Source organism: Rhodovulum sp. P5 (genome assembly GCF_002079305.1).
GTDB lineage: Bacteria > Pseudomonadota > Alphaproteobacteria > Rhodobacterales > Rhodobacteraceae > Rhodovulum.
In genome coordinates, this window is record NZ_CP015039.1 from 412,484 (window position 1) to 430,007 (window position 17,524).

General features: G+C 66.9%; 14 protein-coding genes and 1 pseudogene. 5 read left to right on the forward strand and 10 right to left on the reverse strand.

The genetic code is table 11. The features are described from left to right. Positions 1 to 2: 2 nt before the first annotated feature. Positions 3 to 1,130, reverse strand: a complete 1,128-nt coding sequence (locus RGUI_RS01990) for an FAD-binding protein (protein ID WP_081535927.1) — start codon at positions 1,128 to 1,130, stop codon at positions 3 to 5. A gap of 60 nt (positions 1,131 to 1,190) precedes the next feature. Then, complete coding sequence (locus RGUI_RS01995; RefSeq protein WP_081531518.1) at positions 1,191 to 2,624, reverse strand: FAD-linked oxidase C-terminal domain-containing protein; 1,434 nt, start codon at positions 2,622 to 2,624, stop codon at positions 1,191 to 1,193. Between the two features lie 83 nt (positions 2,625 to 2,707). On the opposite strand from RGUI_RS01995, the gene RGUI_RS02000 reads away from it, so the two are divergent. Together RGUI_RS02000 and RGUI_RS02005 are read left to right on the forward strand one after the other, a co-directional pair. Then, a complete protein-coding gene (locus RGUI_RS02000; protein ID WP_081531519.1) occupies positions 2,708 to 3,409 on the forward strand; it encodes a DUF599 domain-containing protein in 702 nt (233 codons plus the stop codon). A gap of 36 nt (positions 3,410 to 3,445) precedes the next feature. Then, on the forward strand, positions 3,446 to 3,796 hold the full coding sequence (locus tag RGUI_RS02005) for a hypothetical protein (RefSeq protein WP_172841059.1): 351 nt from the start codon (positions 3,446 to 3,448) through the stop codon (positions 3,794 to 3,796). Positions 3,797 to 3,817: 21 nt separating this feature from the next. Here RGUI_RS02005 and RGUI_RS02010 read toward each other — a convergent pair whose 3' ends face one another. Genes RGUI_RS02010 through RGUI_RS02025 form a run of 4 tightly spaced genes read right to left on the reverse strand, consistent with a single transcriptional unit; the run spans position 3,818 to position 10,504 of the window. Continuing rightward, positions 3,818 to 5,869, reverse strand: a complete 2,052-nt coding sequence (locus RGUI_RS02010; RefSeq protein WP_081531521.1) for a glutamine amidotransferase — start codon at positions 5,867 to 5,869, stop codon at positions 3,818 to 3,820. Continuing rightward, a complete protein-coding gene (locus tag RGUI_RS02015; protein ID WP_081531522.1) occupies positions 5,866 to 8,628 on the reverse strand; it encodes a DUF4159 domain-containing protein in 2,763 nt (920 codons plus the stop codon). The genes RGUI_RS02010 and RGUI_RS02015 overlap by 4 nt, the downstream gene beginning before the upstream one ends. Continuing rightward, positions 8,628 to 9,500: a DUF58 domain-containing protein gene (locus RGUI_RS02020; RefSeq protein WP_081531523.1), complete on the reverse strand. Its 873-nt coding sequence runs from the start codon at positions 9,498 to 9,500 to the stop codon at positions 8,628 to 8,630. Before RGUI_RS02020 ends, RGUI_RS02015 begins: the two co-directional genes overlap by 1 nt. Next, positions 9,497 to 10,504, reverse strand: coding sequence for a MoxR family ATPase (locus tag RGUI_RS02025; protein WP_081531524.1), 1,008 nt, complete (start codon positions 10,502 to 10,504; stop codon positions 9,497 to 9,499). Before RGUI_RS02025 ends, RGUI_RS02020 begins: the two co-directional genes overlap by 4 nt. Before the next feature lie 59 nt (positions 10,505 to 10,563). Between RGUI_RS02025 and RGUI_RS02030 the strand changes: the two are divergent. Then, positions 10,564 to 11,165: pseudogene (locus RGUI_RS02030) on the forward strand (DUF1285 domain-containing protein). A gap of 70 nt (positions 11,166 to 11,235) precedes the next feature. On the opposite strand, the gene polA reads toward RGUI_RS02030, so the two are convergent. The 4 genes from polA to RGUI_RS02050 all read right to left on the reverse strand — a co-directional run bounded on the left by polA (position 11,236) and on the right by RGUI_RS02050 (position 15,906). Next, a complete protein-coding gene (polA, locus tag RGUI_RS02035; protein WP_081531525.1) occupies positions 11,236 to 14,049 on the reverse strand; it encodes a DNA polymerase I in 2,814 nt (937 codons plus the stop codon). 63 nt (positions 14,050 to 14,112) lie between these two features. Continuing rightward, entirely contained in the window at positions 14,113 to 14,883 is a 771-nt protein-coding gene (locus RGUI_RS02040) for a DsbA family protein (RefSeq protein WP_172841060.1), read from the reverse strand. 4 nt (positions 14,884 to 14,887) lie between these two features. Continuing rightward, the gene (locus RGUI_RS02045; protein ID WP_253798752.1) at positions 14,888 to 15,700 is read right to left on the reverse strand and encodes an alpha/beta fold hydrolase; all 813 of its coding nucleotides are present in this window, start codon (positions 15,698 to 15,700) and stop codon (positions 14,888 to 14,890) included. Continuing rightward, positions 15,697 to 15,906 (reverse strand): zinc-finger domain-containing protein, encoded by a 210-nt coding sequence (locus RGUI_RS02050; RefSeq protein WP_081531528.1) that lies wholly within the window; start codon positions 15,904 to 15,906, stop codon positions 15,697 to 15,699. The genes RGUI_RS02045 and RGUI_RS02050 overlap by 4 nt, the downstream gene beginning before the upstream one ends. A gap of 100 nt (positions 15,907 to 16,006) precedes the next feature. Here RGUI_RS02050 and RGUI_RS02055 point away from each other — a divergent pair, with 100 nt between their 5' ends. Further along, entirely contained in the window at positions 16,007 to 16,951 is a 945-nt protein-coding gene (locus RGUI_RS02055; RefSeq protein WP_081531529.1) for an ABC transporter ATP-binding protein, read from the forward strand. Then, positions 16,948 to 17,499, forward strand: a complete 552-nt coding sequence (locus RGUI_RS02060; RefSeq protein WP_081531530.1) for a pseudouridine synthase — start codon at positions 16,948 to 16,950, stop codon at positions 17,497 to 17,499. The genes RGUI_RS02055 and RGUI_RS02060 overlap by 4 nt, the downstream gene beginning before the upstream one ends. Positions 17,500 to 17,524: the final 25 nt, after the last annotated feature.

Here is a 17,524-nt window from a genome sequence, read left to right on the forward strand (position 1 = left end):
GGTCAGCCCATCACGCCGGGATTGAGGATATTGCGCGGGTCGAACTTCGCCCTCAGCGCCTGTGCCATCGCGGCCAGCGGCCCTGGTTCGGGCTGGAACATCGGGATCTTCGCCTGCGTCTCGGCACTGGCCCGCACCAGTGTGGCATGACCCGGGATGCCCGTCAGATCGGGGCGGATATCGCGCCCCGGTGCAACCCGCGCCCAGACCAGCCCCCCGCCCCAGTCATAGAGCAGCCCATCTGCGCCAAGCGCCGCCCCGACGCGCGGCCCATCGGAGGGTTTGACGGAGATCCGCCAGACATCCCCGGGCGCATCGGCAAAGCCTTCCACATCACGGACCCACCGCCAGATCGCGGCAATGGCGTCCGGCGCGGTCTCGACATGGCTGTCGCCGAACTGGGCCAACACGGCTTGCAGACGGCCGGCCCGATAGCGCACGGATTCCGCGAACCCCTCGATCCGAAGCATGGTCTCGGCCGCGCCTCCCGGGCCCGCGGGCGCATGGGCAGCGCCAGAGACCTCGAACGGTGAGGCGAGTGCCGCGGACAGCGCCTGCACCGCCGTGGCATCGTCCAGCCCGTGCAGGACCAGCGTCGCCGCGGCCTCCGGCTTTGGCAGGACCTTGAAACTCACCTCGCTCAGCACGCCCAGCGTGCCCCTGCTGCCGGCCATCAGCTTGACCAGATCATAGCCGGTGACGTTCTTCATCACCCGCCCGCCATTGCGGATGACATCGCCACGCCCATCGACGAACCGCACGCCGATCAGCGCGTCCCGGCAGGCGCCGGCCTGAATCCGTCGCGGGCCAGAGACATTGGCCGCCACCACGCCACCGATTGTGGGCTCGCCTGCCGTGCCCAGCAGGTGCCGGTGATCCATCGGCTCGAACGCCAGCCGCTGCCCCTCGGCGGCCAGCACGGCCTCGACCTCGGCCAGGGGGGTGCCCGCCCGCGCCACAAGGGTCAGCGCCCCCGGTTCGTAGAGGTCCACGCCGGACAGCGCGGCCACGCTTAACGGCATTGCCGCGCCGCCGGCGCGACCGTCCCGCGTGCCGCCGCCCGAAATCGCCAAGGGCCCCGTGGCATCGGCCACCGCCGCGGCCAATTCGGCCTCTGTTTCCGGTCTGATCATGCGTCTGGTCCTAAAGTCTTTCGGGGAATTCGCGCCCGCGGGGACTGGATGCAGGCCCTAACCTGCTCTGCGGTCCGCCGTGGCCTCCAGCGGGAAGACCTTTGCCGGGTTCAACAGCCATTTCGGGTCGAACACGTCTTTCACGCGCAGCTGCGCCTCGATATCCGGCGCGGCGAACTGCACCGTCATCAGGTCACGTTTTTCGACGCCCACGCCATGTTCCCCGGTCAGGCAGCCACCGGCCTCGACACACAGTTTCAGGATATCTGCCCCAAAGGCCTCGCACCGTTCCAGATCGCCCGGCTTGTTGGCGTCGAACAGGATCAGCGGGTGCATGTTGCCGTCGCCCGCGTGGAACACATTCGCCACGTCCAGCCCGTAGTCCTTCGACATCTCGCCGATCCGGCGCAGCACGAAGGGCAGCGACGATACCGGGATCGTCCCGTCGAGGCACATGTAATCGTTGATGTTGCCCATCGCACCAAAGGCCGATTTGCGGCCCAGCCAGATCCGCGCGCTTTCCTCGGCCGATCCGCTTTCGCGCAATTCCACCGGGTCGTGCTTGCGCGCGATTTGCAGGATCACGCCAAGCTGTTCGTCAATCTCGGCGGGGCTGCCCTCGACCTCGACGATCAGCAGCGCCTCGCAATCGGGGTATCCGGCCTTGGCGAAGTCCTCTGTCGCGCGGATGCAGGGGCGGTCCATGAACTCGATCGCCACGGGCAGGACGCCCGCCTTGATGATATCGGCCACGCAGGCCCCCGCGACTTCGGAACTGTCGAACCCCATCAGGACGGGCCGCGCGCCCTCGGGCTTGGGCAGGATGCGCAGGGTCGCCTCCGTCACCACGCCCAACTGGCCTTCGGACCCGCAGATCAGCCCCAGCCAGTCGTAGCCTGCGGCATCCAGATGCGCGCCGCCGATCTCCACCACCGTGCCGTCCATCAGCACCAGCGTCACCCCCATCAGGTTGTTCGTCGTCACCCCGTATTTCAGGCAATGGGCGCCACCGGAATTCATCGCGATATTGCCCGCGATGGCACAGGCAAGCTGGCTGGAGGGATCGGGCGCGTAGAAGAACCCAGCCTCCTCCACCGCGCCGGTCACAGACAGATTGGTGCGCCCCGACTGCACCCGGATGAAGCGGTTGTCGTAATCGACCTCCAGCACCTCGTTCAGGCGCGCAACGCCCAGGATCACGCTGTCGGCGGTGGGCAGCGCCCCGCCCGCAAGGGAAGTGCCCGATCCGCGGGGCACCACCGGCACGCCTTCCTCATGACAGATGCGCAGGATGTCCGCGACCTCTTGCGTGCTCGACGGCAGCACCACGGCCAAGGGCGGGCACCGATAGGCGGTCAACGCGTCGCATTCATAGGCACGGGTCTCCGTCGGATCGTGGATCACCGCGTCCCGCGGCAGAACCTTGGCCAGCCGCCGCACGACGTGGCCTTTCTTTTCCAGCACCCGATTGTTCGGGACGGGCATGTCCATAAGCTGTCCTCCCCAGCATTGGTAAAAAATTATAACCAATATTTCGCACTGACAAGCACAATTCCTTCCGCTTAGCTGCATTCATGGAATTGATGGACCGCATCGCCCTGTTCACACCGCTTGACGCCGCGGCGCTGGCCCTGTGGCTCGCCGCGTGGATCGGCATCGGATACGCGATTGAAAAGCCGCCAGAGGGGCGCCCGACGGTTTCTGTTCTTATGGCGCGGTTCCGGCGCGACTGGATGCGCCAGCTTGTGACGCGCCAGCCCCGCATCTTCGACGCGACGATCCTGTCGACCCTCCGTCAGGGGACGACTTTCTTCGCCTCGGCCTCGATGATCATCATCGGCGGCGGGCTGGCGCTGATCGGCAATACGGAACGGCTTTTGGGCATTGCCGAGGATCTGACGCTAAAGGACGAACCCGCCATCGTCTGGGAACTGAAGATCATGGCGATCCTGCTGCTGGTGGCGAATGCGTTCCTGAAATTCGTCTGGTCGCACCGGCTGTTCGGCTATTGCGCGGTGATCATGGCCGCCGTCCCGAACGACAGCAAGGACCCGCTGGCCTATCCGCGCGCAGCACAGGCGGCCGAGATCAACATAAACGCGGCCCGCAGCTTCAACCGGGGCATGCGCTCGCTCTACTTCGCCTTGGGCGGTCTGGCGTGGTTGCTGGGGGCGGTGCCGCTGATCGTGGCCACGACCATCACCGTGATCGTGTTGGGCCGGCGGGAGTTCACGTCGAATTCCCGCAAGGCGCTGATGGCACGCACGGGAAAGTGAGCCGCACCCGCCCCCCGGTCTGGCATGCTAAAGGTCATGCGATACGTCCTGCCCTGGCTTTTTCTTGCCGCCTGCCCCGCCCTTGCGGATCCGCCAAAGGTTGTCGGGGCCGAGGCCCGGCCCGGCGCGTCCGGCTGGACGGTTTCGGTCACGCTGGCCCATCCCGATACCGGCTGGGACCATTATGCCGACGGGTGGGAGGTTCTGGCCCCGGACGGGACACGGCTGGGACTCCGCGACCTGCTCCACCCCCATGTCACCGAACAGCCCTTCACGCGCAGCCTGTCGGGCGTGGCGATCCCGGATGGCGTGCCAGAGATCACCATCCGCGCACGCTGCAGCCGCGACGGCTGGACAGGCCCGCCCTATCACCTGCCCCTTGAATAGCGACACCGGGCGGGATGGCCGCTATCGCTGCCCTTCGCGCAGCCATGCGCCCACGCTGAGGAAGGCCGCGATCAACAGCATCAGCCAGGCGGGGGCGAGCGGCGTCACGGTCACATCGGCGGTCATATAGGCGTCGCGCGGGGTGATGCCGACCCAGCCGCGCCCGGCGGCCAGCCGCCCTTCGCGGACCCGGCGGATATCGGGCAGGCGCTGATAGACCGGCAGGATGCCCCCGCGCGTTGCGGCGACCGGCTGTTCCAGCTTTGTCCCGCTAGCGATGGTTTCCTCGAATTCCCGGGGCGCGGCGGGGCCAAGGGCGATGACGGTCTCAAGCTCGCCATCGCTCAACCGGTAAAGCCCGATCTCGGGGCCGTCATAGGTCGCAGCGAAACGGCCCGGCGCCACCTCGGCCAGATCGACGGTCACGGTCTCGCCATCGGGGCGCGTGATCTCCACCTGCCGGGCCTCTTCAGACAGGGACCGGCGCAGGATCGTCACGGTCTGGCCCTCTGCCTCGGCCCGCAGGGCCTCTTCCTCAAGGTCGGGTTCCTTCATCATCCAGTGGGCCAGCCGGCGCAGCAGTTCAAGCTGCGGTCCCCCGCCCTCGAACCCCCGGTTCCAAAGCCACGCATGGTCAGACGCCAGAAGCGCCACGCGCCCCTCGCCCGGGCGGTCCAGCACCAGAAGCGGGCGGTCGTCGACCCCGCTCATCACCACCTGCCCGCCCGTGGTCTTAAGATCGATCAGGCGGAACCAGCGGCCCCAGTCCCCGCCAGCCTCGGCCTTCAACCCGGCGGTCACGGGATGGCGCGCGCCCAGATCGGTGACTTCGGGCAGGTACCCTTCCTCGATCACACGCGCGGTGGGCGTGGCGGGCAGGACGTCAGACAAGGGCGAATGATAGATGCTGTCCGCACTGGCGAAATCGGGACCGGCGGCAATCAGCACCGCACCGCCCTTTTCGACATAGTCGCGCACATTGTCGAGGTAGAGCATCGGCAGGATGCCGCGCCGCTTGTACCGGTCGAAGATGATCAGGTCGAATTCGTCGATCTTGTCGAGAAACAACTCCCGCGTCGGGAAGGCGATCAGCGACAGTTCCGTCACCGGCACGCCGTCATGCTTGTCCGGCGGGCGCAGGATCGTGAAATGCACCAGGTCGACGGAACTGTCGGCCTTCAGAAGGTTCCGCCATGTGCGTTCGCCCGGATGCGGCTTCCCCGACACCAGCAGAACCCGCAGCCGGTCGCGCACGCCGTTGATCTGCACCACCGCCGCGTTGTTGCGGTCGGTCAGTTCGCCGGCCTCCGTCGCGACGGAGAACTGGATCACGTTGCGCCCGCCATGGTCCAGCACCACCGGCAATTCCAGATCACGGTTGAGCGGCACGGTATAGGTCTGCGGCTCTGCCCCGTCGATGGCGATGGAGATGCGGGTGTTTTCCCCCAGACCGGCCGGCACCGCGCCCTGATCCTCGATCCGCAGCGTCAGCGTGACTTCCTCGCCCAGAATCGCGAAGGCCGGGGCGTTCTTGACCACCAGTCGCCGATCCCAGTCGTCCTCCTGCCCGGTCAGCAGGGCATGGAGCGGCGCAGGCAGGGCCGGGGCGCGGTCGATATCGTGCAACTGCCCGTCGGTCAGCAGGATCGCCCCGGCCAGACGGGCGCGGGGCACCTCGGCCAGGGCCTCGGTCAGGGCGGTCATCAGCAGCGTGCCTTCGTTCCCGTCACCATCGCCCAGCCGCAGGATGCGCAACTCGGTATTGTCCAGCGCCTCGACCTCTGCCTGGACATGGGCAATCGCGGCCTCGGTCTGGTCCGGACGGTCGGCGATGCGCTGGCTGGCGCTTTCGTCGACGACCAGAACCACGATGTCCGACAGGGGCGTACGTTCTTCGGTCTGGAGCGAGGGGTTCGCAATGGCCAGCAGCGCGGCCGCAGCCGCCAGCCCCCGCAACCACCAGCCCGCCAGACCGCGCCAAACCGCGAAGCCGGTCATCGCCAGTGCCAGCGCCAAAACCGCCCAAAGCACAGGCCACGGCAACAGCGGGTCGAAGATCACGGAACCGGTCATTGGCCCAGCCTGTCCAGAAGTGCGGGCACATGGACCTGATCGGATTTGTAGTTGCCGGTCAGCACATGCATGATCAGGTTCACCCCGAAGCGGAAGGCGATTTCCCGCTGCCGTTCGCCCGAATAGCCACGGCCCACGGGGTACATCGCGCCGCCGTTTCCATCGACGGCCCAGGCCGCCGCCCAGTCATTGCCGCCGATGACCACCGGCGTCACACCGTCATTGAGGTCGCGGAAAGGCATCCCCTCGGCACGTTCCGCATCGGGCGGCGCGGCCTCGACCCAGACATCGCGGCTGTTGTAGCGGCCGGGAAAGTCCTGCAGCAGATAGAAGGTGCGGGTCAGCACATGGTCGCCCGGCACCGGCTCCAGCGGCGGCACGTCCAGCGGCGCGGCCAGTTGCTGAAGCCGCCGCCCTTCGGGCGAGGCGCCACCGAACCGCGCGACATCGGCATCGCGGGTGTCGAACAGGATCATGCCCCCGCTGCGCAGATAGCGGTTGAGCTTGGCATAGGCTTCGGGCGAGGGCATCGACTGGGTTGCGGTCACGGGCCAGTAGAGGAACGGAAAGAACGACAGCTCATCGGTTTCAAGACTGACGGCAATCGGCTCTGCCGGTTCGATCGACGTCCGCTGCCGCAGCTTTTCCGACAAGCCAAGCATCCCGGCGCGGGCAATCCTGTCCACGCTGTCATCGCCGGTCAGGACATGGGCCAGAACGACCTCGGTCGTCGCGCGAAGCGCAAGCGCATCGTCCGCCGCCTGCGCATCCGCCGGATGGGGCAACGCCAACGCCAGCAACAGCGCCGCCACCATGCCGGAGCGCCGCCCGCGCAGCCGCCCCGACAACCACAGAGAGGCGAGGATATCCAGCGCCAGCAGCAGCAGCGCCGCGGTCAGAACCCAGCCTTTCAGCAACGTCTCTCTCGCCACCGCCAGACCCTCTACGGGTATGCGCGCTGGCCATGCCGCGGGGGCGATCTGCGTATCCGCGCCGATCACGTTCAGCGCAAGGCGGCGGTCGTCCCCGGCATAGAGCCCCGGCGGCAGGTCCGGGCCGGGACGTGCCACGACCAGACGGTCCCCCGCCACACCGGGCAGCGTTCCGGCCTTTTCAACATGGCCGAACCCGTCAAGCACCGCCTCGGCCACCCATGTCGTGCCTTCCAGTTCCGCGGCATCCGGCCGGGCGGGCGTCGTTGAGACGGCCAACCGTTCCAGCATCTGCACGAAAAGTCCCGACAGCGGCAGCGTGGACCATTCCGCATTTGCGGTCACATGGAACAGCACCACCTGCCCCTGCCCCAGCTTCTTGCGGGTGACCAGCGGTGTGCCATCGGTCAGCGCGGCAATCGAGCGGTCGGCCAGTTGCGGGTCGGGCTGGGCCATCACCTGCGCGGCGACCCGGACATCGCCGGGCACGGGCAAGCCGAAGAAGGGCGAGGTCTCGGCGAACGGACGCAGGGATTTGGGCTCCCCCCAACTCATCGCGCCACCCACGGTTCGCCCACCGGCGCGCAGGCGCACCGGCATCAGCGGGTCTTCTTCGGCCCGGCTGACATTGGACGCGGCCAGACGCGGCCCGGCAAAGCGCAGCAGCAACCCGCCCTTTTCCACCCAGCCCTGCAACGCCTCCGCCTCGGCCGGGGCAAGCGTCGCGACATCGGCCAGAACGATGACGTCAGGGTTGGCGGGGATGATGTCGGTCAGGCTGCCGTCGATCAGGTCGGCATTGGGTTCCAGCGCCTTATGCAGGTAATGCAGGGGCGACAAAAGCTGCAACGCCTCCAGATCGTCCCGACCGGCCAGCAAGGCGACCTCGCGCCGTTTCAGGCTGTCATCGGTCAGGCTGACGGCCCCGGCGGACCGGACGCCCTCGATCGAAAAGCGGCTGATGCGGTTGCGCAATTCCGGCGGCAGAACAAGGCTGACATCGGCCTGCCTTGCGCCGGGTTCGAATACCACCGGCGCGCGGGCCAAAACGCGCTCGATGCCGGCCGGGTCCTTGCCGGTCGCGGCCAGCGTGACTTCGGACGCCTCCACGGCCTGTGCCCGCAGGGCTGTCAGCCGCAGCGCACCGTCTTCGAAAACCGGCGGGCGCAGGGCCAGAACGGGCCGCGGCGTTTCAAGAACACGCACGGCACCCCGCGCCTCGAACGCGGACAGGATCGTTTCCCGACCGGGATAGTCCACCCCGCCCGACAGCCAATAGGTGTCGAACCCGCCCGACAGCCCTTCTGCCCAGTCTGAAACCACCTCGACCGACGGCAGCCAGGGGGCGGGTTTCAGGCCCGGCACGCGCGCGGCCCACGCCTCTGCCGCCTGAAACGGAAGACCGTCTTCGGGCAGGGCCGTCGCCTGCACCACGGCCACGGGGCGGCCGTCCCGCCCGGCCTCTTCCAACAGGGCTTCCACCCGATCGATCCGGCGGGGCCAGTCGCGGGCATCCGCCCATGTGCCATCCATAAATACCAGCAGCGGCCCGCGCCCCGGTTGCCGGTCCTGCGGGTTCAGCACCGGCCCGGCGAAGGCTACGATCAGTGTCGCAATCGCCAGCATCCGCAAAAGCAAGAGCCACCACGGCGTCTTGTCGGTCTGCGTCTCGTCATCGGTCAGGCCCAGCAGCAGCGCGACTCCCGGAAAGCGGCGCCGGATCGGCGCGGGCGGCACCGCGCGCAGGATCAGCCACAACAGCGGCAAGGCGGCCGCGGCCCAAAGCAGAAGCGGCGCCGTGAAACCGATCGGGCCCAGCGTCCACATCAGCGCCTCCGCTCAAGCGCGCGGAACAGCCACAACAGCGCCGCCTGCGCGCCTTCCCCGGTGTGATGCGTCGTGAAATGCCAGCCGGTGCTGCGCGCAAGCTCACTCAGATGCGCCTTGCGCCGGGCCAGCCGGCCCAGATATCGCTCGCGCAACTCCCCCGCTTTCAGGGTCTCATGGCTGAGCGTGCCGCCCATGCTCTCAAAGATCGTCCGCCCGTCATAGGGAAACGCCTCTTCCGCGGGGTCGAGGATCTGGATCAACGCCCCCTTGACGCCGCGATCCGCCGCCTTGGTCAGCGCCTTTTCCAACGGCTCGAACGGCCCAAGGAAATCCGACAGGAACACGGCGCGGGAATGGGCCGGCATGCCGCGCGTTTCGGGCGCGCCATAATCGGCACCCTGCCCGTCGGCCCCCAAAGCCTCGGCAAGGCGCAAAAGTTGCAGCGGCCCCCGACGCGCCGGCAAACGCCCCGACAGCCCGACACGCTCCCCCCCCCGGGTCAGCAGCACGGCCAGCGCCATCGCCAGAACCCGGGCGCGGTCGGCCTTGCTGGGATGGTTGGCCTCTCCGGAAAACTGCATGGAGGCCGCATCGTCGACCCAGAGCAGCACGCTTTGCGCCGCCTGCCATTCCTTTTCCCGCACGAAATGCGCATCCGACCGGGCCGACCGGCGCCAGTCGATCATCCGCGCCTCGTCCCCCGCATGGGCGGGGCGGTATTGCCAGAACTCGTCGCCCGTGCCGGCGCGCCGGCGCCCATGTTCGCCCAGCAGCACCGCCTGCGCCAAATGCTCGGCCTCGGCCAAAAGCGGCGGCAGCGCCTCGGCAAGGCCCTCGGCCCGGGCGCGGAGGGTGGCGGCGTCGCTCACGCGGCGGCCTCGACCCGGACGACCTCGCGCGCAACCTGATCGATGACAGCAGACAGATCCTCGCCCCGGGCGCGTGCGGCAAAGCTCAGCGCCATGCGGTGTTTCAGCACCGGACCGGCCATCTTGATGACGTCATCGGCGGAGGGGACCAGCCGACCTTCCAGCAGCGCCTGTGCCCGCACCGTCAGCATCAACGCCTGCGCCGCCCGCGGGCCCGGGCCCCACGCCACCGTCTCGCGCACGATCTGCGGCGCTTCGGGCTGGTTCGGGCGGCAGGCGCGGACCAGATCCAGGATCAGGTCGACGACGACCTCTCCCACCGGCATCCGCCGGACGGTCTGCTGCGCGGCGATCAGTTCCTCGGCCGTGAACACCTGATGGGAGTCCTCCTCGGACAGGCCCGTGGTGGCGATCATGATGTCATGCTCTGCCTTGCGGTCCGGATAGGGCACGTCGATCTGCACGAGGAAGCGGTCGAGCTGCGCCTCGGGCAGCGGATAGGTGCCCTCCTGCTCGATCGGGTTTTGCGTGGCCAGAACGTGGAAGGGCGGGGTCAGCGGATGGGCCTCCCCGGCAATGGTCACCGATTTTTCTTGCATCGCCTGCAACAGGGCTGATTGGGTCCGGGGGCTTGCCCGGTTGATCTCGTCCGCCATCAGCAACTGGCAAAAGATCGGCCCCTCGATGAACCGGAAGGCGCGGCTGCCATCCTCGGCCGTCTCAAGCACCTCGGAGCCGAGAATATCGGCCGGCATCAGGTCCGGCGTGAACTGGATCCGCGCGCCATTCAGCCCCATCACGGTCGACAGCGTCCCCACCAGACGGGTCTTGCCCAGCCCAGGCAGGCCGATCAGCAACCCGTGACCTCCGCACAGAAGCGCCGACAGGGTCAGGTCGACCACACGGGGCTGACCGATGAACCGCTTGGTGATGCTCGCCTTGGCCTCGGCCAGCTTCTCGCTCAGGCCCTCGATTTCGGACACCAGCTCTGTCTCTCCGGCCATGACATATCTCCCGCTCCGCTTACATGGGACATTAAAGGCAGATATCCTTCGCGGTACAAATGACAAAAAACGAAAGCGGACAAATGATCGTGAGACCCGACGCAGACCGCATCGCCGAGGCCGCCCAGGCCGCCGCCCGGTCCGGCCACCTGCCGCCGGTGGACGACTGGAACCCGCCCTTCTGCGGCGATCTCGACATCCGCATCGCCCGCGACGGAACATGGTTTTATCTTGGCACGCCAATAGGAAGGCCGGGCTGGTGCGCCTCTTCTCCACCATCCTGAAGCGGGAGGGCGACCGCTATTTCCTTGTCACCCCGGTCGAAAAAGTGGGCATCACCGTCGATGATGCGCCTTTCGTGGCCGTGGATTTCGAACGCGATGACAGCAGGGCAGAGCCGATCCTTCGGTTCACCACGAATGTCGGCGACCGCGTCGAGGCCGGCCCCGATCACCCCATTCGCGTTTTGCGCGATTCGGAGACCGGAGAACCCGCCCCATACGTGCATATCCGCGGCGGGCTGGAGGCGTTGATCGACCGCAAGAGCTTTTACCGGCTGGTCGAGATCGGCACCCGTGAATCCCATGAGGGGCAGGACTGGTTCGGCCTGCGCTCCGGCGGGCAGTTCTTCCCCGTCATCCCGTCGGCAGAGTTGGACTGAGAGCGACCGCCCCCTTCTTCTTGGCCCAAATACCCCGACGCAGGACGCGCCGCCGCGCATGCCGCCGGGATCAGTGCGCTTCGGCCCAGTTGGCCCCCTGCCCGGCGTCCACCACCAGCGGAACGTCCAGTTTCACGGCCGGCATGGCGGCGTTCTCCATCACCTCGCGCACCGCGCTGATGGTTGCATCCTCGGCGCCCTGCTCCACCTCGAAGATCAGTTCGTCATGCACCTGAAGCAGCATCTTGGCCGGCAGGTCGGCAATCGCCGCGGGCATCCGGATCATGGCGCGGCGGATGATGTCGGCCGCGGTGCCCTGGATCGGCGCGTTGATCGCGGCACGCTTGGCAAAGCCGGCCTTGGGTCCCTTGGCGGAAATCTCGGGCGTGTGGATCCGGCGCCCGAACAGCGTCTGCACGAACCCGTGCTCTTTCGCAAAGGCGACGGTGTCGTCCATGTAATCCTTGATGCCCGGGAACCGTTCGAAATACCGGTCGATGAAGCCCTGCGCGTCTGACCGCGGGATGCGCAGGTTGCGCGCAAGGCCAAAGCCCGAAATGCCGTAGATCACGCCGAAATTGATCGCCTTGGCCTGCCGCCGGATCTCGGGCGTCATCTGCTCCATCGGCACGTCGAACATCTCTGAGGCGGTCATGGCGTGGATGTCCTGCCCCTCGCGAAACGCCTGTTTCAGCGCGTCGATCCCGGCCACATGGGCCAAGATGCGCAACTCGATCTGGGAATAGTCGAGGCTGATCAGCCGCATGCCGGTGTCGGCCACGAAGGCTTCGCGGATGCGCCGGCCTTCCTCGCTGCGCACGGGGATGTTCTGCAGGTTCGGGTCGGTCGAGGCCAGCCGCCCGGTCACCGCGCCCGTGATGACGTAAGATGTATGAACGCGCCCCGTGTCGGGGTTGATATGGTCCTGCAGCGCGTCGGTGTAGGTCGATTTCAGTTTCGACAACTGCCGCCAGTCCAGCACGCGGGCGGGCAGATCGTGCCCCTCGGCCGCCAGATCCTCCAGCACATCGGCGCCGGTGGCATAGGCGCCGGTCTTGCCCTTCTTGCCGCCGGGCAGGCTCATCTTGTCGAACAGGATCTCGCCCAGTTGTTTCGGGGAGCCGACGTTGAAGCTTTCCCCCGCCAGTTCGTGAATCTCCGCCTCCAGCCCGGCCATCTTCTGGGCAAAGGCGTTCGACATGCGGGAAAGCGTGTCACGATCGACCTTGATACCGGTCATTTCCATCTCGGCCAGCACCGGGACCAGCGGACGTTCCAGCGTCTCATAGACGGTCGTGACCTTGCGCTGATGCAGTTGTGGCTTGAAGACCTGCGACAGGCGCAGGGTGACATCGGCGTCTTCGGCGGCGTATTTGACCGCCTCATCCACAGGCACCCGGTCGAATGTGATGGCCGATTTTCCCGAACCCAAGAGCGACTTGATCGGGATCGGCTCATGTTCAAGATAGCGCTCGGACAGCGTGTCCATGCCGTGCCCGTGCAGCCCGGCATTCAGCGCGTAGGACATCAGCATCGTGTCGTCTATGGGGGCCACGTCGATGCCATAGCGGGCCAGAACCTTGGCGTCGTATTTCATGTTCTGGCCGATCTTCATCACCGCCGGGTCCTGCAACAGCGGCTTCAGCATCCCCAGTGCCTCGTCCATCTCCATCTGCCCCTCCGCCCTGGTATCGGAGCCGAAGAGATCGTCTGACCCACCCCGGTGACCGAGGGGGATGTAACAGGCCTGCCCAGGTTCGACCGACAGCGAGACGCCCACCAGATCACATCGCATCTCATCCAGCCCGGTCGTCTCGGTATCGACGGCGATCCAGCCGCGGGCATGGGCCCGGTCGATCCAGACCTGCAGCGCCTGCGCGTCGCGGACGCATTCATATGTCTCGGGCGCAAAGGGCAGCTTGTCCGGGCCATCGGCGTCTTTTGACGGGTTCGCGCCGGCCGGGTTGGTGTCTGCCATCACCGGGGCCTCGACCCCCAGGCTGTCGGAGATCCGCTTGGTCAGGGTGCGGAACTCCATGCCGGTCAGGAATCCCAGCAGGGCGTCTGCGTCGGGTGCCTTCACCTCCAGATCGTCCAGCGTGACGTCCAGCGGCGTATCCACATCCAGCGTCACCAGCTTTTTCGACAGCTCGATCTGGGCGCGATGGTCGATCAGCGTTTGGCGGCGTTTGGGCTGCTTGATCTCCTCGGCCCGGTCCAGAAGCGTTTCCAGATCCCCGAAATCGTTGATCAGCAAGGCGGCGGTCTTGATCCCGATCCCGGGCGCACCGGGGATGTTGTCGACACTGTCCCCGGCCAGCGCCTGCACGTCGATCACGCGGTCCGGGCCGACACCGAACTTTTCCTCGACTTCCTCGACCCCGATCCGCTTGTTCTTCATCGCGTCCAGCATTTCGACGCCATTGCCGACCAGCTGCATCAGGTCCTTGTCGGAGCTGATGATGGTCACACGACCGCCAGCCTCCGTCGCCTGCCGGGAAAGCGTTGCGATGATATCGTCGGCCTCGAACCCTTCCTTTTCGATACAGGCGATGTTGAAGGCGCGCGTCGCGTCGCGCGTCAGGGGGATCTGGGGGCGCAGGTCGGCGGGCATTTCGTCCCGGTTGGCCTTGTACTGGTCATACAGATCGTTGCGGAAGGTGTGGCTGCCCTTGTCGAACACCACCGCCACATGGGTCGGCGCATCGGGGCCCGCGTTGTCCTCCACATATTTGTGGATCATGTTGCAGAAGCCGCTGACCGCCCCCACCGGCAGCCCGTCGGATTTCCGCGTCAAGGGCGGCAGCGCGTGGAAGGCCCGGAAAATGAAGGCCGAGCCATCGATCAGATGCAGGTGGCAGCCCTTGCCGAAATTGCCGCTCATGGTCGGGGTCCCCTTCGCTGTCCTCTCCCGGTCTTGCCACGAAGTCGCGCCGCCCGCCAGAGGTCAGGCACAAGGGGCGGTCGCCGCCTCCTCGGCTTCCAGCGCGATCAGGCGATCCAGGTCATGGGCTTCGATCCGGCCAAGGACGGCCGTGCGCCCGACGACCAGCGCTGGCGTGCCCGGGAAACCGAAGAGATCGGCCAGCCCCCGGCTTATGCCAAGCTGCCGGTCGATCTCTGGCCGTTGCAAGTCTGTCACCAGACGCGCGCCATCAAGGCCGAGGTCTTCGGCCACCTGCCGGAAATAGGAGGGCGTCGGCACCAGGGACGACCCGATCATGCGGGCATGCCACGCCGCCGCCCCGCCCTGCATCCCGGCGGCAAGGGCGGCCCGCGCCGCGATCCGCGAGGACGCGCCCAACAGGGGGAGTTCGTGCCACGTGATCGAGATCGGCGGCCCGCCGCCGTCCGCCCTTTGAACCAGAAGCGGCGTCAGCACGCGGCAATACCGGCAGTGATAATCCGAAAAATAGGCCACCGGCACCGCCGCCCTCGACGGCCGCCCGAACAGATGGCGGCAAAGGTCCTCGCGCAGACCGGGCACTGCCGGCACGGCCTCTGCCCCGGTGTCGGGGTCCAGCCCGATCAGCACCGGAGAGACGGCGGAAACATCGCCGCGGGCGATCCGGCGAAACCCGTCAAGGCCCGGAACGGGTTGGAAATCGAAGGCCGCGGGAAAGACGCGGCGCACCAGCCCCGGCCCGCGCGACAGCGCCCCATAGGCCAGCGCGATCCCCCCAAGCCAAACCAGGTTGCGGCGTGTGCGGCTTGTCATCGTCTCACCCGAAGAAATCCAGGGCCTGTGCAAGGATCGCCTCCGGCGCATCCTCTTGCACCAGATGGCCCGCGCCGGGCACCCGGACAAGGCGGCAACCGGGCAGACGCGCAGCCAGTTCCTCGCCCTTGGCAATCGGGATCCAACCGTCTTCCTCGCCCCAGATCAGCCGCACGGGGCAGCGAAGCGACGGGTAAAGCGGCTCCACCTCGTCGGTCAGGGCCATGTCCATCTGCGCGATCTGGCGATAAAAGGCGGGCTGTCCCGTCTGCCCCAGCCACGGTTCGAGGTAAGGCGCCAGCGCGGCATCGGATAGCCCCGCATGGGATGCCGTGCGGATATAGGCGGCCAGCATCGCGTGCTGCATGTATTCCGGCACGCCCGCAAACGCCGCCTCATGCCGTTTCACATGGGCCACGAACGGGCTGCCCCAGGGGCGCAGCGCCACCGGATCGATCAGCAAAAGCCGGTCATAATCCAGCCCGTCCAGCAGATGCGCGCGCAGCGCCGTTGCCCCGCCGAAGTCGTGGGCAATCACCCCGGGCGTGGTCAACTGCCAATGGGCGAACAGCCCCGCCAGAACCCCGTTCTGAACCCCAAGCGAGACATCGCCCGCAGGCTTGGCCGACTGCCCATAGCCCAGCAGGTCGAACATGTAGACCGTGTGGCGCACCGCCAGAACAGGCGCGATCCGATGCCAGACATGGGAGGAAAACGGCGTGCCGTGAACCAGCACCAGCGCCGGCCCCTGCCCCATCACCCATGTCGCGATGCCCTGCCCGCCGATGCGGACATGCACCGGCGGCGGCAGCATCATTTCACCTTGTCGGCAAAGCTTTCATGGACGAACCGCTTGTCGCAATAGCCGCATTCGACATAGCCCGTGTCATGGGGGATGATCAGCCACACGCGGGGGTGGCCCAATGCGGGGCCGCTGCCGTCGCAGGCCACGCGCCATGCGGACACGATTTCGGTTTCGGGGGCGTCAAGGGCCTTGGGATGCCCGGGCGCTTCGGTGGCCATCTATGTCTGCTCCAGTCGTTGCCGGGCGACGGGGTCGCCTTAGGTTTCGCGGCATGATAGCGATTGGCCCGACACGGGCAAGCGGCATTGGGGGCGCAACATGGGCGGCAACGCGATCGAGATCGAGGACCTTCGGAAAACCTATGCCGCAAGCGGCAGCCAGCCCCCGAAAGAGGCGCTGAAAGGCGTCGATCTGGATATTCCGGCGGGGTCGATCTTTGGTCTTCTGGGGCCCAACGGCGCGGGCAAGTCGACGCTGATCAACATCCTTGCGGGGCTTGTACTGAAAACCTCGGGCAAGGTGCGGATCTGGGGCTTTGACCAGGACGTCAACCCGCGGCAGTCCCGCGCCTCCATCGGGGTGATGCCGCAGGAGTTGAACATCGACCCGTTCTTCACCCCCCGCGCCGCGCTGGAGGTTCAGGCGGGCCTTTATGGCGTGCCGAAATCCCAACGCGTGACCGACCGGGTACTGAAGGCCATCGGGCTGACCGACAAGGCCGATGCCTATGCGCGAAACCTGTCCGGCGGCATGCGGCGGCGGCTGCTATTGGGCAAGGCGCTGGTCCATCGCCCGCAGGTGCTGGTGTTGGACGAACCGACCGCGGGGGTGGATATCGAACTGCGCCAGATGCTGTGGGCCAATATCCGCCGCCTGAACGAGGAACAGGGCACCACCATCATCCTGACCACCCATTACCTGGAAGAGGCGCAGGAGATGTGCGACGAGATCGCCATCATCAATCATGGCGAGGTGATCGCACGCGACACGACCTCGGCCCTGATCGGCCGGATGGACGCCAAAACGCTGGTCATCCACCCCGAGGAAGAGGTTGGCGTACCGGACATGCCCGCAGGCGTGGAAAGCTGCAGTCGCCGCGACGGCGCGCTGTGTTTCACCTATCGGCGCAGCCAGATCGCGACCGGTGCCCTGATCGAAGCGGTGCGCAAGGCAGGAATCACGATCCGCGACATCGCCACCGAAGAACCCGATCTGGAAGACGTCTTCGTCGAGCTGACCTCGGAGAAGAAGGGCGCGGCGTGAGCCGGGTCATCCTGTTCAACAAACCCTGGGGTGTTCTTTCGCAATTCACCGCTGACGGCCCGCCCCGGCCCGACCGCCGGACGCTCGCCGAATTCATCGACGTCCCCGGTGTCTATCCCGCCGGACGGCTGGACCGGGACAGCGAAGGCTTGCTGGTGCTGACCGATGACGGGCGGTTGCAGGCGCGGATCGCGAACCCCAAGACCAAGACGCCCAAGACCTATTGGGTGCAGGTGGAGGGGCTGCCCTCTGACAAGGCGCTTGCGGCGCTTCGGGATGGCGTCACGCTGAAGGACGGCCCGACCCGACCGGCACAGGTGCACCGGATCGAAGGGGAGCCCCCCGGTCTTTGGCCCCGCACGCCACCGGTGCGGTTCCGCAAATCTGTCCCAGACTGCTGGATCGCGCTAACCATCACCGAGGGTCGCAACCGGCAGGTCCGCCGGATGACGGCAGCGGTTGGGCACCCGACGCTCAGGCTGATCCGGTACCGCGTGGGGGACTGGACGATAGACGGTCTCGACAATGGCGGCTGGCGTCAGGTCTGACGCCAGCTATCCGTCCCGTTTGACG

Excerpts from the sequence above, each read along its gene's own strand:
- RGUI_RS02000 (WP_081531519.1), top strand. The coding sequence starts at position 2,708 with ATGGAATTGATGGACCGCATCGCCCTGTTCACACCGCTTGACGCCGCG.
- RGUI_RS02055 (WP_081531529.1), top strand. The coding sequence starts at position 16,007 with ATGGGCGGCAACGCGATCGAGATCGAGGACCTTCGGAAAACCTATGCC.
- RGUI_RS02040 (WP_172841060.1), bottom strand. The coding sequence starts at position 14,883 with ATGACAAGCCGCACACGCCGCAACCTGGTTTGGCTTGGGGGGATCGCG.
- polA (WP_081531525.1), bottom strand. The coding sequence starts at position 14,049 with ATGAGCGGCAATTTCGGCAAGGGCTGCCACCTGCATCTGATCGATGGC.
- RGUI_RS01995 (WP_081531518.1), bottom strand. The coding sequence starts at position 2,624 with ATGGACATGCCCGTCCCGAACAATCGGGTGCTGGAAAAGAAAGGCCAC.
- RGUI_RS02005 (WP_172841059.1), top strand. The coding sequence starts at position 3,446 with ATGCGATACGTCCTGCCCTGGCTTTTTCTTGCCGCCTGCCCCGCCCTT.
- RGUI_RS02050 (WP_081531528.1), bottom strand. The coding sequence starts at position 15,906 with ATGGCCACCGAAGCGCCCGGGCATCCCAAGGCCCTTGACGCCCCCGAA.
- RGUI_RS02015 (WP_081531522.1), bottom strand. The coding sequence starts at position 8,628 with ATGTGGACGCTGGGCCCGATCGGTTTCACGGCGCCGCTTCTGCTTTGG.
- RGUI_RS02010 (WP_081531521.1), bottom strand. The coding sequence starts at position 5,869 with ATGACCGGTTCCGTGATCTTCGACCCGCTGTTGCCGTGGCCTGTGCTT.
- RGUI_RS02045 (WP_253798752.1), bottom strand. The coding sequence starts at position 15,700 with ATGATGCTGCCGCCGCCGGTGCATGTCCGCATCGGCGGGCAGGGCATC.
- RGUI_RS02025 (WP_081531524.1), bottom strand. The coding sequence starts at position 10,504 with ATGGCCGGAGAGACAGAGCTGGTGTCCGAAATCGAGGGCCTGAGCGAG.